The organism is Pontibacter sp. LHS2, assembly GCF_058932845.1.
This window is the reverse complement of the sequence record NZ_JBZYWG010000003.1, coordinates 654265-676922: the sequence shown is the minus strand read 5'-3', so window position 1 is coordinate 676922 and position 22658 is coordinate 654265. Positions and strand designations below refer to the sequence as shown.

General features: G+C 50.3%; 18 protein-coding genes. 13 read left to right on the top strand and 5 right to left on the bottom strand.

Features of this window, described 5'->3' with window-relative positions; translation table 11 throughout:
* The first annotated feature begins 31 nt into the window (after positions 1–31).
* Positions 32–331 carry an FtsB family cell division protein gene (locus AC5FX6_RS16220; protein WP_493598028.1) on the top strand — a complete coding sequence of 100 codons (300 nt, stop codon included), beginning with the start codon at positions 32–34 and terminating at the stop codon, positions 329–331.
* Between the two features lie 263 nt (positions 332–594).
* Positions 595–2457: a Fe-S protein assembly chaperone HscA gene (gene hscA / locus AC5FX6_RS16215; RefSeq protein ID WP_493598027.1), complete on the top strand. Its 1863-nt coding sequence runs from the start codon at positions 595–597 to the stop codon at positions 2455–2457.
* Positions 2458–2521: 64 nt separating this feature from the next.
* Here the strand turns inward: hscA and AC5FX6_RS16210 are convergent, their stop codons facing one another.
* Positions 2522–2863, bottom strand: a complete 342-nt coding sequence (locus tag AC5FX6_RS16210; protein WP_493598026.1) for a hypothetical protein — start codon at positions 2861–2863, stop codon at positions 2522–2524.
* Positions 2864–2866: 3 nt separating this feature from the next.
* Positions 2867–3934 (bottom strand): Ldh family oxidoreductase, encoded by a 1068-nt coding sequence (locus tag AC5FX6_RS16205; protein WP_493598025.1) that lies wholly within the window; start codon positions 3932–3934, stop codon positions 2867–2869.
* A 189-nt stretch (positions 3935–4123) separates the two neighbouring features.
* Here AC5FX6_RS16205 and AC5FX6_RS16200 point away from each other — a divergent pair, with 189 nt between their 5' ends.
* Positions 4124–6511, top strand: a complete 2388-nt coding sequence (locus AC5FX6_RS16200; protein ID WP_493598024.1) for a hypothetical protein — start codon at positions 4124–4126, stop codon at positions 6509–6511.
* Between the two features lie 79 nt (positions 6512–6590).
* On the opposite strand, the gene AC5FX6_RS16195 is transcribed toward AC5FX6_RS16200, so the two are convergent.
* From AC5FX6_RS16195 to AC5FX6_RS16185, 3 genes are all read right to left on the bottom strand, one after another.
* A complete protein-coding gene (locus AC5FX6_RS16195) occupies positions 6591–7529 on the bottom strand; it encodes a Ppx/GppA phosphatase family protein (RefSeq protein WP_493598023.1) in 939 nt (312 codons plus the stop codon).
* A gap of 325 nt (positions 7530–7854) precedes the next feature.
* A complete protein-coding gene (locus tag AC5FX6_RS16190) occupies positions 7855–8532 on the bottom strand; it encodes a porin family protein (RefSeq protein WP_493598022.1) in 678 nt (225 codons plus the stop codon).
* Between the two features lie 76 nt (positions 8533–8608).
* Positions 8609–9499, bottom strand: a complete 891-nt coding sequence (locus tag AC5FX6_RS16185; protein WP_493598021.1) for a class I SAM-dependent methyltransferase — start codon at positions 9497–9499, stop codon at positions 8609–8611.
* Positions 9500–9601: 102 nt separating this feature from the next.
* Here AC5FX6_RS16185 and dapF point away from each other — a divergent pair, with 102 nt between their 5' ends.
* The 10 genes from dapF to amaB all read left to right on the top strand — a co-directional run bounded on the left by dapF (position 9602) and on the right by amaB (position 22393).
* The gene (gene dapF, locus AC5FX6_RS16180; protein ID WP_493598020.1) at positions 9602–10387 is read left to right on the top strand and encodes a diaminopimelate epimerase; all 786 of its coding nucleotides are present in this window, start codon (positions 9602–9604) and stop codon (positions 10385–10387) included.
* 3 nt (positions 10388–10390) lie between these two features.
* Complete coding sequence (locus AC5FX6_RS16175; RefSeq protein ID WP_493598019.1) at positions 10391–10912, top strand: GNAT family N-acetyltransferase; 522 nt, start codon at positions 10391–10393, stop codon at positions 10910–10912.
* Between the two features lie 645 nt (positions 10913–11557).
* On the top strand, positions 11558–14923 hold the full coding sequence (gene secA / locus AC5FX6_RS16170; RefSeq protein ID WP_493598018.1) for a preprotein translocase subunit SecA: 3366 nt from the start codon (positions 11558–11560) through the stop codon (positions 14921–14923).
* A 139-nt stretch (positions 14924–15062) separates the two neighbouring features.
* Entirely contained in the window at positions 15063–15734 is a 672-nt protein-coding gene (gene deoC, locus AC5FX6_RS16165) for a deoxyribose-phosphate aldolase (protein WP_493598017.1), read from the top strand.
* Positions 15718–16227 (top strand): sporulation protein, encoded by a 510-nt coding sequence (locus AC5FX6_RS16160; protein WP_493598016.1) that lies wholly within the window; start codon positions 15718–15720, stop codon positions 16225–16227. The genes deoC and AC5FX6_RS16160 overlap by 17 nt, the downstream gene beginning before the upstream one ends.
* 120 nt (positions 16228–16347) lie before the next feature.
* Complete coding sequence (locus AC5FX6_RS16155) at positions 16348–17547, top strand: M20 metallopeptidase family protein (protein ID WP_493598015.1); 1200 nt, start codon at positions 16348–16350, stop codon at positions 17545–17547.
* A 10-nt stretch (positions 17548–17557) separates the two neighbouring features.
* Positions 17558–18334, top strand: coding sequence for a DUF2490 domain-containing protein (locus AC5FX6_RS16150; protein WP_493598014.1), 777 nt, complete (start codon positions 17558–17560; stop codon positions 18332–18334).
* 147 nt (positions 18335–18481) lie between these two features.
* Positions 18482–18982 (top strand): Hsp20/alpha crystallin family protein, encoded by a 501-nt coding sequence (locus tag AC5FX6_RS16145; RefSeq protein WP_493598013.1) that lies wholly within the window; start codon positions 18482–18484, stop codon positions 18980–18982.
* A gap of 176 nt (positions 18983–19158) precedes the next feature.
* On the top strand, positions 19159–20652 hold the full coding sequence (locus tag AC5FX6_RS16140) for a Do family serine endopeptidase (protein WP_493598012.1): 1494 nt from the start codon (positions 19159–19161) through the stop codon (positions 20650–20652).
* Between the two features lie 163 nt (positions 20653–20815).
* Positions 20816–22393 carry an L-piperidine-6-carboxylate dehydrogenase gene (gene amaB, locus AC5FX6_RS16135; RefSeq protein ID WP_493598011.1) on the top strand — a complete coding sequence of 526 codons (1578 nt, stop codon included), beginning with the start codon at positions 20816–20818 and terminating at the stop codon, positions 22391–22393.
* Positions 22394–22658: the final 265 nt, after the last annotated feature.

The following is a 22658-nucleotide window of genomic DNA, read 5'->3' as shown; positions in this document are numbered from 1 at the left end:
CCCTCAGAATAATATCTATAGTTTTCTATATATGCTCAATCGTATACCTAAGTTTGTTCGCAGTTTCTATTTCATAACAGGTATGCTGTTTTTGGTTTGGATGTTATTTTTTGATTCAAATGACTTTATCACGCAGTACCGCATGAGCAGGGAACTGCGCGATAAAGAACTGGATAAAGAATATTACCTGGAGAAAATGGCGGAGGTACAGCAAGATCGTGAGGAGTTGATGGGGAATCCGGAGCTGCTTGAGAAATTTGCCAGGGAGAAGTATCTGATGAAGCGTCCGGGCGAGGATGTGTTTATCGTTGTGCCGAAGAAAGAGAAATAAGGTATAGGTCCGAAAATGGATGTGCAGAAAGCTGTTTTAACGAACAGCTTTCTGCATTTATAGCCCTCCATGTCATTAGAGTCTGCTGGCTGGTAAGCAAAGACGTTACACAGGACCCATGTCCTGTTTCGTTGGCTATGATAAAGGTGTAAGCCGGGGCTCGTAGGTATAAAGCATGCCCACCCCCACACGGCCCCTTATTTTTTCGTAACTTTGCATAAAGCGCTGCCAAGAGTAGGGCGGCCTCACCAACATATAAAAACATGGCAAAAGTTGCGATAAACCTTTCTACGGGAGCCCTTCAGCAGGAAGAGGTGATCGTAGGTATAGATCTGGGGACTACCAACAGCCTGGTAGCCTACATACATCCTGAAACCAAAAAGCCGGTAGCAATAAACGACCTGGGTCGCGGTACCATTGTGCCTTCTGTGGTTCACTTCACTAAAAACGGTGAAACGATTGTGGGCAACGAGGCGAAAGAGTACCTGACCACTGATCCGGCCAACACCATTTACTCAGTAAAGCGATTGTTAGGCAAGTCTTACAAGGACTTGGGCGAGCACAAAGACTACTTCGGGTACAAGATCATTGACGATGACAGCGAGGGACTGGTGAAAATCAGGGTAGGAGATAGATTCTACTCGCCTATTGAGTTGTCGGCAGAAATACTTAAAGAGCTGCGCGAGCGTGCCGAACATGCTTTAAAAACGCCTGTGAACAGAGCAGTGATCACAGTGCCAGCTTACTTCAACGACTCCCAGCGTCAGGCTACACGTGATGCGGGCAAACTGGCAGGGCTGGAAGTGCTGCGCATCGTGAACGAGCCGACGGCAGCTTCGCTTGCCTACGGTATAGGTATAGATCCTTCAGAAGAAAAAACAATAGCGGTATACGACCTGGGCGGGGGTACTTTCGATATCTCTATTCTGAGTATCCACCAGGGTATATTTGAAGTGCTTTCCACACATGGCGACACCTACCTGGGTGGCGATGACCTGGATCGTGCCATCATCAACTACTGGATTCAGGAAAACCAATTGGTAGCAGATACGCTGAACGAGGACAAAAACCTGCAGCAGGAGCTACGCCTGAAAGCTGAGGAGGCCAAAAAGGCACTGAGCCAGCAGCAGATCTATACCAGCAAGGTAAATGGTACGATAGAGTGCGGCATTACCCGACACAAGTTTGAAGAGTTGATTGCCCCAATCGTGGCCAAGACCATTGATAGCTGCCGACAGGCTATGGCTGATGCCAAGCTAAAGCCGGAGCAAATTGATGCCGTGATCATGGTGGGTGGCTCTACCCGGGTGCCATTAGTGTATGAGGCCGTTTCTGAGTTTTTCGGAAAGCCTGCGAATAACACACTCAATCCGGATGAAGTAGTTGCCTTGGGCGCTGCCATTCAGGCTGATATCCTATCGGGTAACCGCAAAGACATTTTGCTGTTGGACGTTACGCCGCTCACGCTAGGTATAGAGACCATGGGCGGATTGATGGACTCGATCATCCCGCGCAATTCCAAGATCCCGACTAAAGCCGGACGCCAGTACACGACTTCTATCGATGGACAGGTGAACATGAAAATCTCGGTTTACCAGGGGGAACGTGACCTGGTGAAGGAAAACCGCAAGCTGGCTGAGTTCGACCTGAAAGGTATACCGGCCATGCCAGCAGGTTTCCCGAAAGTAGATGTAAACTTTATTCTGAACGCCGATGGCATCCTGAAAGTGGAAGCGATTGAGTTGCGTTCAGGTGTGCGCCAGGAGGTGGAAGTGAAGCCACAGTACGGCCTGACAGATTCTCAGGTAGAGCAGATGCTGATGGACTCTATCACGCATGCACGGGAGGATGTATCGGCGCGTATGGTGATCGAAGCCCGCACCACGGCTGAGCAGATGCTGTATCAGGTGGAGCGCTTCCTGGAGAAGAACAGCCAGCACCTGACTGAAGAAGAAATCAAGCTGACGCAGGAAAACTTGCAAAAGCTGCGCGACGTGCTGCCAAGCGGCGACAAAGATCAGATATTGAAAGCAGTGGATACGCTAGAAGAGCAAACAAGCCCGTTTGCCGAGCGTGTGATGCAAATCTCCATTAAGCAGGCCATGGCAGGCAAAAAAATAGAATAGGCTATACCTGTTACCTATACCTGAAAAAGAGAAGAGCTGACCGTAATGGCCAGCTCTTCTCTTTTTATGATCTGCTAAGCGAAAGCAACGAATCGAGTAAGGTATAGTTCAGGTATAGCAGCGTGATGGCAACGATCGCCCCAACCATGACACTGGCATACGGTTCGTCCTGTTCGCGCACGCCTTTGACGCCCCAGTATATGTAGGCGATCAGGGCAAACAGTCCATATAATAACAGGAGTACAGGTATAGCAATTAGTACTGACTCTGGCACGAGCCGCCAAAAGTAGTTGAATCCGAGCCAGGCTACATTCAGAATCCAGGACAACACCAGCATCAGAATGCTGCGCCGTGTGGAGCCCAAGCCTAATAGTCGAAACAGGGCTATACCTTTGTCCGTCGCCATGGCTTAGAATTTTACGCCGAACTTCTTGCCTACTTCTGCCAGGTCCTTTTCAACAGGAGGGAGGAGCGGTATGCCCTTCTGTAGACGTCTGGCTGTCATGATGCGCTCCGGGTCGCCCGGTATAAGCACGGCTTTCTCGCCACGTTTGACATGGGCATTACGGAAAGCATTGATCCAGTTGTCCATGTGGTACTTAAACTCGTCAGCAGGTCGGAAGGCGTCGATGCGCATGGCGCCGAAGAAGTGTCCTATACCTTGGCCAACCGGGTCGGCAGGAGGAGCCAGGAAACTTACAAAAGGCGGTACCCACGGGCCATAATTGGCACCCGACAGCACACCCGAGAAAATATCGACAATAGAGCCGAGCGCATAGCCTTTGTGACTACCACGGTTTTTGGTACTACCTAATGGTAACAGTGCACCGCCAGCCTGTACTTCAAAAGGGTTGGTAGAGCCCAATCCAGTGGCCGTCTGTACCCAACCGCTTGGCGTTTGTTTTTGCTTGCGCTGCAGGATCTCCAGCTTGCCATTGGCGGCAGTAGTGGTGGCCAGGTCGGCTACAAAAGGAGGCTGCTCGTTGGCTGGCACAGCTACTGCAATCGGGTTGGTGCCCAGCATGCGTTGTGTCGAGTGCGTAGGGGCCACCAGCGGACTGGCGTTTGTCATGGCCATACCTATCATATCGCGCTGCAGGGCCTGCATAGCATGATAGCCCGCTATACCGAAGTGGTTTGAATTGCGCACCGATACCCAACCTGAACCTACATTCTCTGCCTTCTTCATGGCAATTTCCATAGCACGTGGCGCTACCACCAGGCCAAGTCCGGCGTCGCCGTCCACTGTTGCGGTGCTGGGCGTTTCGTGCACAATAGAAATCGCAGGTTTTGGGTTGATGCGGCCGGCTTCCCAAAGGCGGATATAGCCGCTCAGTCGGGCCACGCCGTGGGAGTCTACGCCGCGCAGGTCAGCCTCTAATAATACCTGAGTGGCTAACTGGGCATCTTCGAGGGAGCAGCCTATGTTCAGGAATATCTCGCGCGTGAAGTCAAAGAGGTGTCGGTATGGGTACATAACAAACGGATTAGGGTCGCAAATTAAAAAATAATCGAGCCAATGCCTCGCAATTCCTATAGCGATTGTTCTTCACGGAAATTATACCTCTGTACATCACTTATATACCCTTTTTTCTATACTTTCGGGGTCTATTGGAAAAGTGGAATAGATTTTGACATGGCCAAAGCAGGCTAAAACAATACGACTATGAAAAGAGCTCTACTTCTGATCTGGATAATCACAGCAGCTGCGGCGGTACAGGCGCAAAGCCGGCTTGTGTTTAATGAAACGATACCTGTTTCCTTTCTGATCAAGCAGGAAGTGTCTGGCAACAGCAGCCAGACAAACAGTAATAAGATTATACAACTACTGACTGAAGGCGGTGCAACAGGCAATAAAAGCGGCGGACGACCAAGTCGCAAGCCAGAGTTTGTAGTCCGTCTGGAACAGCAGGCCCGCATTGCCAAAGCCGGTGATCAATTGCAGGTTAAGGTGCAGCTGCAGCAAGTAGGCGTGAGTGGCGATGTGCATTACCGCGGCTTTGATCTGGGCAGTGTGCTTTTGCCGGAGCAAGTCAAGATGACGGTCCGTTTGCTAAACAGCCAACAGAAAGAAGTAAAGCGCTACAGCTTGCCTGCTCTTAGTTTAAAGCCGAATGGCATCGTGGCGCTGGAAACAATGGTACCTGATACTGCCAACAGCCAGGGCTATACCTTAAAAGTAGAAGGTTTGGAGCTTGCGTATACCCAGGCTGATGTCAGCGAGGTAGAGGAAAGAATAAGCCTGATTCAAGACTATTATGCAGCCGATGCCACCCTGAACAAGATGCTGCAGGATGTGGTGCTGATCAAGCACGATGATGTGGACCGGATCAGGCAGCAGGATCAGCGCCTGCGCGATATGGAAGAAATGCTGCAAAAGTTGCAGGGCAAACGCTTCTCTGACAAGTTAAGCCTGAACCAATACGACCCGCAGCGCTATACCGCCAAGTCGAACCAACTGGACCAATTGCTGAAAGAGCGTCGTAAGGCGGTGAACTATACCTTGGCTACGCTCGACCAGCAGTTTTATAACAGAGGTATCAGCCTGATGGCTCGTAATAACCTGGCGGCTGCCAGCACTTACTTTGTCAAGTCGTTGGAGGTGAACCCACGCTTTGCACCTGCACACCTGCAACTGGCTCGTCTGGACTTTATGAGTGGCAACGTGCACGAAGCGGCCGGCCGTACTCGTGACATTCTCACTCAAATGCGTGTGGACCCTGAAACCCAGCAGATGGCTTTGGGTTTAGCGCACGATATCTACAGTTCCTTTATGGCAGAGGGGCATGCTCACAACGGCCGCGGCGACTACCGAAGTGCTGTAGCTGCCTACGCTGATGCACGTGATCTATGCAGTACCCTGGGAGGCTTGCGTTGCAACATGCCTGCCCTGAATGATGGCGAAGGCCGTGCCGTTTATGGCTATTACCGCAGCATGGTAGAAGAGGGTAAGCGCTTTTTGAGCAGAGGCGATCTGGCGCAGGCCGATCAGATGGCGGACGAAGCCTATACCTTCCAGCGCCAGTACGACTACCTGCTGCATGACGCAACGGAGGCCGCCGAATTGCAGGGGCAAGTGAAGTACCAGTATTATGTGCAGCACATCGACAAAGGACGGCAGGCGATGAAGTCAAAAGACCATCGCTTTGCACTGGAACAGTTTGAGTCGGCCTTGGCGCTGGAGCAGAGCTATACCTTCCAGCCTGTGCGTGAACTCAATAATTTGCTGCAGCAGGCGGCCAAGCCAGTATTGTTGAGCCAGCTCTCAGAGGGGTATGCACTGGCGATGAACAACCGATTGGCTGATGCAAGAGCGACAGCCAGCGCGGCTGAGACCATGCGCAGCCGCTATGCCCTGGAGCGTGACAGCGAGGTGCAGTCCAAGTACATTGAACTACGCGACCGTATCTTTACACAGGAGTGTCTGAACGTGCAGGCTGACTATGACCGCCACTACCAGAATGCGAAGGCACTGGTGAGTGAAAAGAAATTCATCGCCGCCGACCAGGCCTACCAGGCTGCTCTAAAGGCAGCAGGTGCGAAAGCAACTTGCACCATCGCTACCTTTACCGCAGAGGACGGGCGTGCCACTATTGCCGGTGCTGTTGCCTACCAGCGCATGCTCGAAGAGGCAAACCGCATGGTAGCAACAGGACGCTATACGGATGCTTTACAGCGATACAATGATGCAGAACAGCACTACCTGAGCAAGTCAATCGCGCGATTTGGGCTGGATCATATTTCGCTGTACAATTTTGCCCGTGAGCAAAGCAAGCTGGCCTTCACCGCAACTGTGGTAGACCATTTTACGAGCATCCGGCAAGAGAAAGCAGCGCTGCAGCTACTCACCAGCTTACTCAATAGCGGCTATGCTAAGGGTAAGACCAAGAAAACACAGCAGCAGCTAGGTATACAGTTAGCTATAAAAGACGTAACCAGCGGCCAAACCGAAACGGCCAAAGTAATGGCAGCCACTTATACCCAAGGTGATAAGAAGCTGAAGCATCTGGGCAAAGCCTACGAAAAGGAGCGCAAGAAACTGGCGAAAGGATAAGTACAGGTATACCTTAAAACAAAACGAGCCTGCTTTGATTAGCAGGCTCGTTTTGTTTTAAGGTATAGGTATGTTTCGACTACATCGATTCGAGTGCCTGTGCCAGGACACCTTCTTTCAATGCATAAGCTGACACCCGTATCTCTTTCAAGCTGTAGGTTTCGAGTACGAAATCGACCAATATACTGGCCAGCACGATCATGTCGACCCGCATTTCCAGCATGCCAGGTATAGCCAGTCGTTCGTCGTGTGTTTTGTGCAGCAGTTCCTGGTGTATTTTGTAGTAGTCCGAGATCTGCAAGGTAGAAGTAGCAGGTTGCGAAAGCTGTCGGGTATTATCACCACGGCTGAGGGCATCAATATCACAAAGGGTGTCAAAGGTACCAGAAGCACCTACCAGTCGAGCGGGTTTATACTTGTTTACGGCGTCTGTAAGCGGTTGCAATCGCTCTGCCAAAAAGCTTTTTTCGGCAGCTACCTGTTCGGTAGGTATAGGGTCGGAGGTGAGGAACCTGTCCATTAGGCGCTGGGCACCCACTTCAAAGCTTTGCTTCCAGAAGATCTCCTGATTGTTGCAGAGGATAAATTCCACGCTACCCCCGCCAATGTCCATGATCAGGGAGGTCTGCTCATCCAACACGCCGGCTGAACGCACACCGTAGTAGATTAATTCTGCTTCACGGGCACCGTCGATTATCTCTACTGCTATGTCTGTCTGTTTGTAAATGTCCTTGATAAAGTCTTCGCCATTACTGGCGTTGCGCACCATACTGGTCGCCATGGCTCGTACCGTTTCCACTCCGTACTCGTCGATCTGCTTCCGGAAATCCTTCAGTGTTTTCAGCGCCCGTTCATAAGCCTCTGGCGCAATAGTCCCCTTGCTGATGCCACCCTGGCCCAACCGTACCGGCAATTTAGTTTTCACAAAATCCGTGCGGTTACCGGTGGCATCTACCTCAGTGATGAGGAGGTGAAACGTGTTGGTGCCCATATCGATGAGTGCGAGGCGTTTAGTCATAGGGGAGGGGTTAATTTCTTATTAAACATTATCAAAAGAAGCGAAAATTGCCCCAATCGAGAACAAGAGAATATAAAAAGCCACTATTGCAGATATAAGAGCAAATAGCATGAAGAACAGGTATACGAAAACTTTCTGTATTGCCGGGTAGTTGATATAACTCAAATTATAAAAGGGAGTTTTAGTAGCATAGATGTGCGACCAAATAAAAACAGCAAATGCACCCACAAAAGCCCCTAGAAGACTGGACAGCATGCCGATTGATAATCCGCCACTTAGTAGAATCATGTTATTTCTTGAATGATAATTGCTGAAGAGGGGGACATCAACCTTTGAGCTTGTAAGATATACCTAGCAGAAGGTTAGTTGATCTTGTTTTGATAGTTCCGCCATTGTTAACGGGTACATCGCTAATATTAATAAGACCCAAGTTGTGGCGCAGCTCCAGTGTCAGCTTTGCTCTTTCAGTAATTGGCATCCCGGCACCAAGACCAGCGGAGATGCCCATGTCAAGTCTCTTAAAGTTCTCAGTATTATCCATGGTTGAGCCACTCTGCAGCTCAGAGCTCTCAATTACATCCTTCTGCTTGAGCAAAAAGCCCAAGTAGGGGCCAGCGTTTACAAAGAAAAAGGGCTTACTTCCTAAAGTGGCTCTGGCCATCAAAGGTAGTATGAGATAATCGTAATTTGAGCGCCCGGGTATTAACTCAGATTGATTACCCGATTCATCCATGTGTTGAACTTGGTACGTTAGTCCCTTTCTCTCAAAAGCAATACCTGACCGCAAGGACAAGAAATCAGTAAAACTGTACACAAGTGAGATACCAGTTGAGAAGTTATCGGCTGGTTTTAAATACCTGCTTTTCTCAACGAAATCATTTCCCCAGAGTTTGCTACGGTTTGGGCCACCTTCTATACCTATAGTTATACTGCCGTCTTGCGCTATGGCTGTTGTGGCACTCAAGGTGAATAAAGCCCAGAATAGGATTGTGATCTTGCTCATGAAGTTCTTTTAGAAGAGAATTCTTCTAATTAAGTTATTTGTAATTTCTCTGTTATGGAAATATAACCTTTACCTACTACCTCTCCGAGCTAAACCTGAAGAAAGTCCCCAATGGCAGCTTCCGCTCTCCACGGTCGTGCAGATATATCTCACCTAGTTCTTCATTCTTTATTTGCTCCCCGAATGTCAAACGCATCAGGTTATCCAGAATCAAAGCTGAGAAGCCCAAGGAGTAGAGGTTGATCACCAGGAAAAAGTCGGTTTTGTCGAGCATCTGGTGGCAGAGTTTGATGAGCTCGTTCAACTCGTTTTCCAGCTGCCACTTCTCACCGTTCGGGCCACGGCCATAAGCGGGCGGGTCCAGAATAATGCCGTTGTAGGTGTTGCCACGCTTCACCTCACGTCGGGCGTACTTCATGGCGTCTTCCACGATCCAGCGCACATTGTCGAGGCCACTGGCCTCCATGTTGTCGCGGGCCCAGAAGTTAACCTGCTTTACTGAGTCAAGGTGCGTTACGTCGGCACCAGCGGCTTTAGCGGCCAGAGTAGCAGCACCGGTATAAGCGAACATGTTGAGCACCTTCGGCGTTTTAGTCTTCAGCGAGCGGGTTTTGTTATAAATGAATTTCCAGTTGCTGTCCTGCTCAGGAAACAGGCCTACGTGCTTAAACGAAGACAAACCCAGACGGAAACGTAGTTTCAGGTCGCTGTACTTATAGTCGATGTACCACTGCTCGGGCATTCCTTTTTGAAGTTTCCACTGGCCTTTCTCCTGGCTGCCTTTGTCGCGGGTGAACACGGCATTGGCCATGCGCTGCCACTCTGATTCGGGTAGATGCTTGTCCCAGATGGCCTGTGGCTCGGGGCGGGCCACGTAGTACTGGCCAAAGCGCTCCAGTTTTTCGAAATTACCCGAGTCAACGAGTTCGTAGTCAGCCCAGTTTTCTGTTGTTAAAAAGGAATACATATATTTGCTGTTTATATCCGGCTTGTGTAATAGCGGCAAATTACGAATTATATGCCGTGCCTGAAAATTGCACGTATCAGCTGATTTAAATGTTTCTAAAGTATGCCACTAAGCTTTTATAAATACCAGGGTACAGGCAACGACTTTGTCATGATCGACAACCGGAAGTTGACCTTCCCGGCAGAGGACGAGCAGATGATCAAACACCTGTGCGACCGCCGGACCGGCATCGGTGCCGATGGCCTGATCCTGTTGCAGGACCACGACGATTACGATTTCGAGATGGTATACTTTAACGCAGACGGCCGCTTGGGCTCCATGTGCGGAAACGGGGCCCGCTGTACAGTGCGTTTCGCCAAACAACTCGGCGTAATCGAAGATGTGGCTTACTTTCTGGCGGCCGATGGTGAGCACCAGGCCAACATCGAACGTGAGGAAATACAGCTGAAGATGAGTGATGTGACCGGCGTGGAAAGAATAGGAGAGGACTTCTACCTCAATACCGGTTCACCACACTATGTACGCTTCGTGGACAATGTGCGGGACCTGGATGTATACGCTGAAGGCCGTGCCGTGCGGTACAATGATCGCTTTGAAGCAGTGGGCACCAATGTGAATTTTGTGGAGCGTCTGTCCGAAGACACGATACATGTGCGTACCTATGAGCGCGGCGTAGAAGACGAAACCCTGTCATGCGGAACCGGTGTGACAGCCTGTGCCTTGGTGGCAGGTATGCGCGGCATGGAAAGTCCGGTACGCGTGAAAACTCCGGGAGGAACACTACAGGTGAGCTTCGAGCAGCAAGGCCTTGGTTTCCGCTACATATACCTGACAGGGCCAGCCAAATTAGTCTTCACAGGTACGGTACCTGTTCCAGAGAAGGTATAGCGCATGTTCCTGAGAGGCGAATATACCTACCTGCGGGCCCTCGAACCCACTGATCTGGACTTTCTGTATACCTTAGAGAATGACACGTCGGTATGGCATGTAGGCAACACGCTCACGCCCTACTCAAAATTTGTGCTGGAGCAATACCTCGAGAACGCCGCTCTCGACATCTATACCATCAAGCAACTCCGACTAGTCATCTGCAATCACGAGCACGAAGCAATAGGCGCTATCGATCTCTTTGACTTCGACCCGCTTCACCGCCGCGCAGGTATAGGCGTCGTCGTATCAGCCCCATACCGCGGCAAAGGCCATGCCGCCGAAGCATTACATCTATTACTCGGCTACTGCCAACATACCTTGCAGCTGCATCAGGTATACTGCAGTGTTACGGCCACCAACCACACCAGTATCAAGCTTTTCAAAAATGCCGGCTTTGAGGAGGTAGGTATACGCCGGGAATGGCTGCGCAAGTCTGATGGCAGTTGGGATGATGTGGTGGAAATGCAGCGGGTGTTTGTCTGAATCAGGGTTTTCAGGATTTAAGGATTGACAGGGTTTTCATGCACGATTGTCATCCCCCTGCCCCCTTCAAAGGGGGACTCTACCTTCTGAACCGGGTCAAACCACCCCTAACCCCTCCTTATCCAAGGCGGGGAACCTGTTTTGCCATTTTACAGGTATAAATCCTATAGTTACTATTACAAACCACTAGCACGCATTGAAGAAGTGACTTGCACATTGGCAATGAAACAAATCACCTCAGCCAAGTGCACCTAAATGACGCTCCACTGTTTGAGCGTTCAGCGAGTTTGGAGCGTCTTGACTTTTTTGCCTACTTTTTTTGTCAAGAAAAAAAGTAGGTGCCCGCCGCACAGGCGAAGCTATAAAACAATACACGTTGCTATACCCGCAACAACTATCGCTTAACTAGCAAAGCATTACTCCACTCCCTGTCACATTGCCACAACCTTTCCCTTTCTGACACAGGAATTTACATGGCCCAGGCTTTGTTGGAAGAGAAAGTAAAGCCTATCGGCAAATATGGCAGATTGTCTATACAGCTGTCATTCTGGTATTGTTTTGGTGTAGAACTTTAGATATATCAGAAAAACAGCTATTTTTGACGATATTGCAAACGCAGGATTTCATTTAAGAACAACAATACAGATGTTTGATTTTTTCGGTAAAACCGTTGCGAAACTATTCGGAACCAAGTCCGACAGAGATATAAAGGAGGTACTACCTTACGTATCCAAAATAAACGAAGAATACGCAAAGCTTTCTGGCCTGACTGATGACCAGCTTCGTCAGAAAACAGTAGAGATAAAAGGCATCATCGATGAGCACCTGAAGCCTACTGACGAAAAGATCGCCGCTCTTCACAAGCGTGTGGCCGACGAGCCGGAGCTGAACATTGTGCAGAAAGAGAATATCTTCTCGGAAATTGACGAGCTGGAAAAGGAGCGCAACAAAGAACTGGAGGTAGTGCTGATGCAAGTGCTCCCGGTTGGTTTTGCCATTGTAAAAGAAACAGCCCGCCGCTGGAAAGAGAACGGTCAGCTGGTAGTGACTGCCAACGACATGGACCGTGAGATTTCCACACGCAAACCAAACGTGCAGATAGACGGTGACAAAGCCATTTGGGCAAACAAGTGGATGGCTGCCGGAAATGAGATCACATGGGAAATGCTGCACTACGATGTGCAGCTGATCGGTGGTATCGTGCTACACCAGGGTAAGATCGCGGAGATGGCCACAGGTGAGGGTAAAACATTGGTAGCGACGCTGCCTGCCTTCCTGAACGCCCTTTCGAAGCGCGGCGTACACGTAGTAACCGTGAACGATTACCTCGCCCGCCGTGACTCGGAGTGGATGGCACCGTTGTTTGAGTTCCATGGCATTACCATCGACTGCATCGACAAGCACCAGCCTAACTCAGAGGCCCGCCGCAACGCCTACCGCGCCGATATTACTTACGGTACTAACAACGAATTCGGCTTCGACTACCTGCGCGACAACATGTCACGTGAGACCAAAGATCTAGTACAGCGCAAGCACCACTACGCCATGGTCGATGAAGTTGACTCCGTGTTGATTGACGACGCCCGTACACCACTGATCATCTCAGGTCCGGTGCCGCGTGGCGACGAGCACGAGTTCTACCAACTGAAGCCACGCATTGCCACGCTGGTAGAAGCACAGCGCAAAGTAGTGATGAACTACCTGACTGAAGCCAAGCGTCTGATCAAAGAAGGAAATACACAGGAAGGCGGTCTATCACTGTTCAGAGCCTATCGTGGTCTGCCAAAGAGCAAGCCATTGATCAAGTTCCTGAGTGAAACAGGTAACCGTGCCATCATGCAGAAGGTGGAGAACTACTACCTGCAGGACAACTCCCGCATGATGCCGGAAGCTGATGAGCCGCTTTACTTCACCATCGACGAGAAGCATAACCAGATCGAGTTGACTGAAAAAGGCCTTGACCTGATCACAGGACAGGGTGAAGATCCGCAACTGTTTATCTTGCCAGATATTGGTACGGAGATTGCCAACATCGAAAATAACAAATCTCTTAGCGAAGAAGAGGTACTGCACGCCAAAGAGCAATTGATCGCTGACTTCCAGGAGAAGACCAAGCGTGTGCATACCATCAACCAGTTGCTTAAGGCCTATACCTTGTTTGAGAAGGACACGGAATATATCGTGACGCCAGACAATAAGGTAAAGATCGTAGATGAGCAGACAGGTCGTGTAATGGAAGGTCGTCGCTATTCTGACGGTTTGCACCAGGCCATCGAGGCGAAAGAGAACGTGAAAGTGGAGGATGCCACGCAGACTTACGCCACCGTTACGCTGCAGAACTACTTCCGTATGTACCACAAGCTGTCAGGTATGACGGGTACAGCCGAAACAGAAGCGGGTGAATTCTGGGACATCTACAAACTGGATGTGGTCGTGATTCCTACGAACCGTCCAATCTCCAGACAGGACGAACACGACAAAGTATACAAGACCACGCGTGAGAAATACAACGCTGTAGCCGATGAGATCGTGCAGCTGACAGAGAAAGGCCGTCCGGTGCTGGTAGGTACTACTTCAGTAGAGATCTCGGAGCTCCTGAGCCGTATGCTCACGCTGCGCAAGATCAAGCACCAGGTACTGAACGCCAAGATGCACCAGAAAGAAGCCGAAATTGTGGCGGAAGCTGGTAAACCAGGTACAGTGACCATCGCTACGAACATGGCCGGTCGTGGTACCGACATTAAGCTGACACCGGAGTCTAAGGCTTCAGGTGGTTTGGCCATCATCGGTACAGAGCGCCACGAGTCCCGTCGCGTTGACCGCCAGTTGCGTGGTCGTGCCGGTCGTCAGGGTGACCCGGGTTCTTCGCAGTTCTTTGTATCGCTTGAGGATAACCTAATGCGTCTGTTCGGCTCGGATCGTATCGCCCGTCTGATGGACCGCATGGGTCTGGAAGAAGGCGAAGTGATTCAGCACTCGATGATCACCAACTCAATTGAGCGTGCGCAGAAGAAAGTAGAGGAAAACAACTTCGGACAGCGTAAGCGCCTACTCGAGTACGATGACGTGATGAACGCCCAGCGTGAAGTAGTGTACAAGCGCCGCCGCAACGCCCTGTACGGTGAGCGTCTGGAGCTCGATATCTGGAACATGATCTATGATATCAGCGAAGACATGGTGGTGAATTATAAGAATACCGGAGACTATGACAACTTCCAGTTGAACATCATCCGTGTATTCGGTATCAACACTTCGATCTCAGAAGATGAGTTCAAGTCAGTGCAGGCGAATCAGCTGGCTGAGCGTCTGTATAACGAAGCGCTGAATCATTACCTGACCAAGAATAAGCAAATTGCGGAGCAGGCATTCCCAATCATCGAGAACATCCACCTGAACCGTGGACCGATGATCGAGAACGTAGCTGTGCCATTCACAGACGGCAAGCGCCAATTGGCCGCCGTGGCGAACCTGACCAAGACGTATGAATCACATGCTATGGAGCTGATCCGTGCCATGGAGAAAATCATCACGCTGGGTACGATCGACCAGGCATGGACTGACCACCTGCGCCAAATGGACGACCTGAAGCAAGTGGTACAGAATGCCGTGTACGAGCAGAAAGACCCGCTCTTGATTTACAAGTTTGAGTCATTTGAACTGTTCAAGCGTATGATTGGCAAGGTGAACGAAGAAACAGTATCCTTCCTGTTCCATGCCTTTATACCGGTACAGGCGCCAGAAGACGTGCAACCACCACGTCCGCCACAAATGCCAAAACCGCCGGTACTGCACGAGCAAAAAGAGGAAGTGCACTCGTCGCTTGAGCATAACAGCAGTCCAATGCATGCGCCGGAGCCAGAAAAGGTGATGCCTGCTCACTCCCAGAAAGTAGCCGGTCGCAATGATCGCGTGAGCGTGCAGTACAACGATGGCCGAGTGCTCAAAGACGTGAAGTTCAAAACGGTAGAGGAGGACTTGCTCCACAACCGCTGCGTACTGATTGAAGATTAGTACAAGATAGCCGCCTTCTGAAAAGTATGGCGGCTATACTATTTATATGATTATCTAAAAGCAAAGGATATAAAAGCGGGTATAAGGCCCAGTCTTTATATCCTTTGTCTTTTGTCAAAAACATCTTTTGCCAAAAAATATGTCAGGAGAAGAACTTGCTACTTATATAGACCACACGATCCTGCGTCCTGATGCAACAGCAGACCAGGTGATGCAATTGTGTGATGAAGCCCGCAATTACGGTTTCGCGGCGGTATGTGTGCCGCCTTGCTATGTACACGCCGCCACCGAGCGACTGGGGCCGGGGGCAAGGGTGAAGGTGGCCACGGTGGTTGGCTTCCCGCTCGGTTACCAGCACCCTAAGGTAAAGTTTCTCGAAACCCACCAGGCAATAGCCGACGGAGCTAATGAGATTGATGTTGTGATGAACGTGTCATTTTTCAAGTCTGGCAGGTATAGCGAGATACAAAACGAGCTGAGCGATCTGGCGAACTTCTGTCACTTGAAAGAAGCGGAACTAAAAGTGATCATTGAGACGGCATTTCTGTCGCCGGATGAAATCACAAAGGCATGCGAGATCTGCGCTGCTGCTGGCGTTGACTTTGTGAAGACATCGACAGGCTTTGCATCGGGAGGCGCCCGGGTAGAGGATGTGCAGCTGATGCGCCGCGTATTGCCAAGTCATATCAAAATAAAAGCATCAGGCGGCATTAAAACATACGCCGATGCCATCGCGTTAATTGAGGCGGGAGCCGACCGGTTGGGTTGCTCTGCCAGTATCCAAATTGTAAAGCATGAACAGAGCGCTTAGTTTTCTTTTTATAATTGCCCTGCTGGTGTCATCGGCCTGCAAACCTTCAGCAGAGGCTCGCACGAGTTCACCTGACAGGACCACCCCCAGTGCCCGTGTAGTAGATGATATCAGCGTGTACCGCCCTACCTATCCGGCAGTAGAGGCAAGTACCACAGTAGCCAGGGTAGAACCGACGAACCATGCAAATGCCAAAGTGGCTGTGCTGATGGACTCTGTGGCCAGCGTCAATAAGAACATACGCTATGCTCAGGGTTACCGCATACTGGCGTATAATGGATCGGAGCGTCAGATCGTAATGGATCTGCGCAAAGCCATCATTGCCCGGGTACCGGATGAAAAAGATTATTTGACTTATCAGCAGCCTAACTTCAGACTTAAGATAGGGGACTATTTTACGCGTATAGAGGCGCAGCAGGTGCTCAACCAGATCAGTGATCTCATACCTAATGCGCATATAGTGCAGGAGCAGATCAATATTCCGAAAAACTAAGGTATAGCGACCCGCTACAGGTATACAGCGTTGCAGTTGCTCAGGCGGCTGCAACGTTTTTCTTTTTATATTTGACAGAAGATAACAGGGCCGACAGTGGCCTATTGCATCCTTGCTTTCATGAACAAATTAGCGCAGAAAATAAAAGAGCTGGCCTCAGCCTATACCCAGGACACAACAGGTATACGTCGGCACATCCACGCCAACCCGGAGCTTTCCTTTGAAGAACACAACACAGCCGCTTATGTGGAGCAAGTGCTGCAGAGCTACGGGCTGGAGACGGTGCGAATGGCCAACACTGGGGTAGTGGCCTTGATCAAGGGACGCAACCCAGAGAGCAAAACCATCGCTTTACGTGCTGACTTGGATGCACTACCGATCACAGAGCAAAATGCTGTAGACTACAAGTCGAAGAACGAAGGTGTGATGCATGCCTGCGGACACGATGTGCACACGGCTTCTTTGTTGGGTGCGGCCCGTATCCTGCAGGAGGTGCGTGAAGAGTTTGAAGGAACGGTAAAACTCGTGTTCCAACCGGGAGAAGAGAAGTTTCCGGGTGGGGCCTCTGTTATGATCAAAGAGGGCGTACTGCAGCAACCGGCACCTACTGGTATAATCGGGCAGCACGTATTCCCGATGCTGCCGGCCGGCAAAGTTGGCTTCCGGTCAGGTATGTACATGGCCAGCGCCGACGAGATCTATATTACGGTAAAAGGCAAAGGGGGGCACGCAGCCCTGCCGGAACTTAATATAGACCCTGTGCTGATCACGTCGCACCTGATTGTAGCACTACAGCAGATTGTGAGCCGGCATGCCAGTCCGAAAGTGCCGACGGTACTATCTTTTGGAAAAGTGGAAGCCTTGGGCGCTACTAATGTGATTCCGAATGAGGTGAAGGTGGAAGGCACTTTCCGGACCATGGATGAGGTATGGCGCAAAGAGGCGCACCGCCGTATACGCAAACTGGCTGAGGGCCTGTGCGAAAGTATGGGCGGCAGCTGCGACATCGACATTAAGTTTGGCTACCCTTTTCTGAAAAATGACCCTGACCTGACAGGCCGTGCCCGTGAGTCGGCTGCGCTATACCTGGGAGCGGAAAACGTAGTGGACCTGGATCTGTGGATGGGCGCCGAGGACTTTGCTTATTACTCCCAGGAAGTAGCTGCTTGCTTTTACCGCTTAGGTACCCGCAACGAGGAACGAGGTATAACCTCAGGTGTTCACACGCCAACGTTTGACATTGACGAAGCAGCACTGGAAACGGGCAGCGGCCTGATGGCCTGGATTGCCGTGCAGGAGTTGAGCGCTGAAATTGTATAAATTAAGAATGATGAAAAAGCTATACCTTCTATTGCTGGTAGCCACGTGGCCAGTGCTTGCCCAGGCGCAAAGCAAAGTGAAAGCCCCTGCCGCCATCTGGCCTGAACTGCAACTAAGCTACGGGCTGGGGGAAAGCGGCCTGCTGTTTCTGCAGAACCAGTATCGCATCAACACCGATGAACGCTACAATGGGGTGGGCAGCTTTGAGCGCATCGAGTTCACGCTAGGCTACGAGCATGCCTTCACTGACTACTGGCGGGCAGGCGCCATGTTCCGCTACGCGAAAGAAGACATGCCCTCCAGTAACTTTACATCAGCTTTTTTACGGCATACTGGCAGCATCAAAGGTTTGTACTTCAACAAACAGCTCATGCTCGATTACGTTAATCAGGAGCGCCGTGACCCTTTCGTGCGATTCAGGCTGATGGCAGAGCTAGGCAAGCGCCTTCCGCTTGGGGAGCGGTTTATCACACCTTCCCTCTCCTACGAGATGTTTGTTATAAAAGAATTCGGTGAAGAAACCAATGAATTGCTGGTACGCACCATCGATCGCACCCGTCTAAGATTGGATGCCACTTACGAGTTCAGTGACCGATTTCGCATAACGCCCTACTTCCTGCGACAGACCGATTACTACTTCGTGGAAGTAAGCCCAAAATATGATGAAGACGGGATACTGGTCGAGCCAGGCTATACCACCAAACGTAACCGCATTTCGCCTGTTTTTGGCCTTGAACTGAAGTATACCTTTAATAGAGCGACTTCCACAGGCAGTTATACCTACTAGATTCCTGAAAAATTGACAGAATTGTCAGGTATAAACTGGATTACGAAATGACATTATTTCATGATCAGATAAAATAATACGACTGGCAAAATTTTAGCTATAGCCTGTATGTAAGTTAAATCAAGAACTTAAAAACAGGAGGTAGTTATGGTACTTAGAAAATACAACGGCATGCAAGATGACATGCCGCAGACTTTCAGTTCAATGCTAGACAGATTCTTCAACGAGTCTGTAAACTCAAGAGGCTTCACCGGTTTTACGCCACATGTAGACGCCTGCGAAACCGAGAGCGGTTACGAAATTGAAGTAGCCCTGCCTGGTATTCGCAAAGAGGACATTGCCATCGATTTCCAGGAGGGCAAGCTGACCATTTCAGGTGAGCGCCGCTTCGAGAAGAAAGAGGAGGGACGTCGTTACCAGATGCTCGAAACACAATACGGTACCTTCTCCCGCTCTTTCTACCTGCCAGACAATGTGAACCCGGACAAGATCTCAGCACAGTTGCAGGACGGTGTGCTAGTGGTGAACGTGCCGAAAGACGAGCACAAAACGATGAAGCGCCAGATCACCATCTCAGGCAGTGACGAAACGAAACAACCCACAAAACAAAAGCGGGTAGCCGCCTCTGAGAATGGCAACGATAAATAACTAGAAAACCCCAAAAAAAGAGGCCATCTAAACTGGCCTCTTTTTTGTTATAGAAATGTTAAAGAACGCTATTTGACTTGACCTTGTATACTGCCGTATAGTATATTAGCGTTATAGCTTTGTTATATATACAATTCTTAATATAAGATATTCACCAATAAGAAGGAGTTCAATACATGAAGACGAAACAGTTTATTGTTGGCCTCACACTTTCGGCGCTAATGGGCGGCGGCGTGGCAGTAGGCAGCTATAAGTTGCTGGAGAATGATAGTCCGCAGGGAGTAGAGACTCAACAGCAGTACCCGACCGTACGTTACACGAGCGACATGCGCAGTACTGATGTGATCGTGCCGGAAGGGCTTAATTTTATTAAAGCAGCTCAGGTATCCACACCGGGTGTAGTGCACGTGATGACGGAGTACAGTGTGCGTTCTGCACAGCGCAGCAACACACCCATGGACCCGTTCCTGCGTGAGTTCTTTGGGGACGGCTTTGGAGAGCGCGTGCCGCGTGGTCCGCAGATGGGCTCTGGCTCTGGCGTGATCATCGCCTCTAATGGTTACATCGTGACCAACAACCACGTGATCGACCGTGCCGACAAAATCGAAGTAACTCTTGACGATAAGCGCAAGTTTGAAGCGACACTGGTAGGCACTGACCCGACTACGGACCTTGCCTTGCTAAAAATCAATGCCGATAAACTACCGACCATCCGTTACGGTAACTCTGATGACCTTCAGGTAGGTGAGTGGGTATTGGCCGTGGGTAATCCCATGAACCTGACCTCCACTGTGACAGCTGGTATTGTGAGTGCCAAAGGTCGTAACATCAACATTCTGCGTACGAGCCAGAGCCGTGACCTGAGCATTGAGTCGTTTATCCAAACGGATGCAGCTGTGAACCCGGGTAACAGCGGTGGTGCCCTGGTAAACCTGAATGGTGACCTGGTAGGTATCAACACAGCGATCGCTTCGCAGACAGGTTCTTTTGCCGGCTATTCATTTGCCGTGCCTTCTGCTATTGTGAGCAAGGTGGTAGACGATTTGCTGAAGTATGGAGAAGTACAGCGTGCCCTTTTGGGTGCCCGTATCCAGGAGATTGATGCAGCGCTGGCTAAAGAGAAAAACCTGAACACGCTGAATGGTGTGTACCTGGCTGAAGTAGAAGAAGGTGGTGCAAAAGAGGCCGGCCTTCGTAACGGCGACGTGATCACAGCGATCAATGACGTGAAAGTGGCACGCTCTTCCCAGTTGCTGGAGCAGGTGGCCCGTTATCGCCCTGGCGATAAAGTGAAAGTAGAATACCTTCGTGATGGCAAGACCCGCAATGCGAATGTTACTCTCAAGAACCTGAATAACAGTACGGAGATATCGAAGCGTAGCAATGCCAACTCCGTGACCTTTGACGGTGCTTCCTTTGAGGCAGTGAGCAAGCAGGAAATGAACAAGCTAGGTATAGACGGCGGTGCTAAGATCTCGAATGTAGCCAAGAGCAAGTTCCGTGACACTGGTATGAAAGATGGTTTTATCATCACCCGTATTGATAAGTATGCGGTAAACGTGCCAGCTGATGTAGAGCGTCACCTGAAAAACTTTGACACCGGCATCGTTTACATAGAAGGTGTATACCCTGACGGATTAAAGGCCTACTACCCAATCGGGAAACGTTAAGGCTTAACGATATAATAGAAAGCTCCTGCCGCACGGCAGGAGCTTTTTTTGTTTTCTTAGCCCAGAAAAAAGGCCTATCTTCATGCTGCAGTGTATCCTGCGCTCAGGTATACTGTCCGAATGATGTTAAAACACCTATAACCCGAAAATACGCAGTAAAATTATGAAACAAGCCATAGATGAAATGCCAATGACAAAAGCCATTGCCGATGTATTGCAACAGCTAGGTATAAAAGAACTGAACCCCGCCTATAGCACAGGACTGAACTGGGGTGGCGAAAACAACAAAACCACTCGCGAGATTTTCTCACCAGCCGATGGCAGTCTGATCGCCAGCGTAAACATGGCCACTGCCGAGGACTACGAGCAAGTAGTGAAGACTGCTCAGGAAGCGTTTAAGGTATGGCGTACCATACCATCACCGAAGCGTGGTGAGGTCGTGCGCCAGATCGGTAATAAGCTGCGTGAGCACAAGGAAGCGCTCGGCAAACTGGTGAGCTACGAAATGGGTAAAATCTTACAGGAAGGCCTTGGCGAAGTGCAGGAAATGATCGACATCTGCGACTTTGCAGTAGGCTTATCACGTCAGCTGCATGGCTATACCATGCACTCAGAGCGTCCGCAGCACCGCATGTACGAGCAGTACCATCCGCTGGGCATTGTGGGCGTTATCTCCGCCTTCAACTTCCCGGTAGCGGTTTGGAGCTGGAACGCCATGCTCGCAGCCGTTTGCGGTGACGTGACCATCTGGAAGCCATCTGAAAAAACACCGCTCACGGCCATCGCCTGTCAGCACATCATCCGCGATGTACTGGCTGATAACGAACTGCCGGAGGGAATCTTCAACGTGATCATCGGTGATGCGGAGATTGGCAGCCTGATGGCGCATGACACCCGCGTGCCGCTTGTGTCGGCTACAGGCTCTACCCGCATGGGTAAGAAAGTAGGTGAAGCAGTTGGTGCTCGACTGGGCAAGTCCCTCTTAGAGCTGGGTGGTAACAATGCTATCATCATGACAGAGAATGCCGATATCGAGATGGCGCTTCGTGCCGTGGTGTTCGGCGCTGTGGGTACCTGCGGACAGCGCTGTACATCTACCCGTCGTTTGATCATCCACGAAAATATATTTGATCAGGTTCGCGACCGCTTGCTCAAGATCTATCCGAACCTGCCGATCGGTCATCCGCTGAGCGATACCACACTGGTAGGTCCGCTGATCGACAAAGACGCGGTGAAGGCTTTCCAGAATGCATTGGAAGAAGTGCAGAAAGAAGGTGGCAAGCTATTGATCGGTGGCGAAGTGCTGGAAGGCGACCAGTACACGACAGGTACTTATGTGACGCCAGCCATTGTAGAGGCCGAGAACCACTACCATATGGTGCAGGAAGAGACCTTTGCCCCGATCCTATACCTGATCCGCTACAGTGGCAGCGTAGAGAATGCCATCGACATCCAGAACGGTGTGAAACAGGGTCTTTCTTCTTCTATTTTCTCGACTAACATGCTGGAGACAGAGGCTTTCCTGAGCCATTGGGGCTCTGATTGCGGTATAGCCAACGTGAACATTGGTACGTCCGGTGCTGAGATCGGTGGCGCCTTTGGTGGTGAGAAAGACACCGGAGGTGGCCGTGAGTCCGGATCAGATGCCTGGAGAATCTACATGCGTCGTCAAACCAACACGATCAACTACAGCCGCGAACTGCCACTGGCGCAAGGTATCAAGTTTGATATAATGGATTAAACCCCTGACCTCACAGCGTCTTTCAGACCTGTGAGCGTCTTGTTAGCTACGAAGCGAAGTATACCGCTACTTTGCAACGAGTATAGGATAAATATAATTTGAATTTCAAGCCTACGAGAGATCGTAATGGTTGAAATCTCCCAAAAAGCTCACAGGTCAGAAAGACACTGTGAGGTCAGTAAATTCAAAAGCCAGCTCCCTCGGGAGCTGGCTTTTTTTGTGGCTATACCTGACAAATAAGTCAAGCCGTGTAATGTGGAGGTGA

Bases quoted from the DNA above. Each gene is read 5' to 3' on its own strand.
- AC5FX6_RS16220 (WP_493598028.1), top strand. From the start codon at position 32: ATGCTCAATCGTATACCTAAGTTTGTTCGCAGTTTCTATTTCATAACA.
- hscA (WP_493598027.1), top strand. From the start codon at position 595: ATGGCAAAAGTTGCGATAAACCTTTCTACGGGAGCCCTTCAGCAGGAA.
- AC5FX6_RS16210 (WP_493598026.1), bottom strand. From the start codon at position 2,863: ATGGCGACGGACAAAGGTATAGCCCTGTTTCGACTATTAGGCTTGGGC.
- AC5FX6_RS16205 (WP_493598025.1), bottom strand. From the start codon at position 3,934: ATGTACCCATACCGACACCTCTTTGACTTCACGCGCGAGATATTCCTG.
- AC5FX6_RS16200 (WP_493598024.1), top strand. From the start codon at position 4,124: ATGAAAAGAGCTCTACTTCTGATCTGGATAATCACAGCAGCTGCGGCG.
- AC5FX6_RS16195 (WP_493598023.1), bottom strand. From the start codon at position 7,529: ATGACTAAACGCCTCGCACTCATCGATATGGGCACCAACACGTTTCAC.
- AC5FX6_RS16190 (WP_493598022.1), bottom strand. From the start codon at position 8,532: ATGAGCAAGATCACAATCCTATTCTGGGCTTTATTCACCTTGAGTGCC.
- AC5FX6_RS16185 (WP_493598021.1), bottom strand. From the start codon at position 9,499: ATGTATTCCTTTTTAACAACAGAAAACTGGGCTGACTACGAACTCGTT.
- dapF (WP_493598020.1), top strand. From the start codon at position 9,602: ATGCCACTAAGCTTTTATAAATACCAGGGTACAGGCAACGACTTTGTC.
- AC5FX6_RS16175 (WP_493598019.1), top strand. From the start codon at position 10,391: ATGTTCCTGAGAGGCGAATATACCTACCTGCGGGCCCTCGAACCCACT.
- secA (WP_493598018.1), top strand. From the start codon at position 11,558: ATGTTTGATTTTTTCGGTAAAACCGTTGCGAAACTATTCGGAACCAAG.
- deoC (WP_493598017.1), top strand. From the start codon at position 15,063: ATGTCAGGAGAAGAACTTGCTACTTATATAGACCACACGATCCTGCGT.
- AC5FX6_RS16160 (WP_493598016.1), top strand. From the start codon at position 15,718: ATGAACAGAGCGCTTAGTTTTCTTTTTATAATTGCCCTGCTGGTGTCA.
- AC5FX6_RS16155 (WP_493598015.1), top strand. From the start codon at position 16,348: ATGAACAAATTAGCGCAGAAAATAAAAGAGCTGGCCTCAGCCTATACC.
- AC5FX6_RS16150 (WP_493598014.1), top strand. From the start codon at position 17,558: ATGAAAAAGCTATACCTTCTATTGCTGGTAGCCACGTGGCCAGTGCTT.
- AC5FX6_RS16145 (WP_493598013.1), top strand. From the start codon at position 18,482: ATGGTACTTAGAAAATACAACGGCATGCAAGATGACATGCCGCAGACT.
- AC5FX6_RS16140 (WP_493598012.1), top strand. From the start codon at position 19,159: ATGAAGACGAAACAGTTTATTGTTGGCCTCACACTTTCGGCGCTAATG.
- amaB (WP_493598011.1), top strand. From the start codon at position 20,816: ATGAAACAAGCCATAGATGAAATGCCAATGACAAAAGCCATTGCCGAT.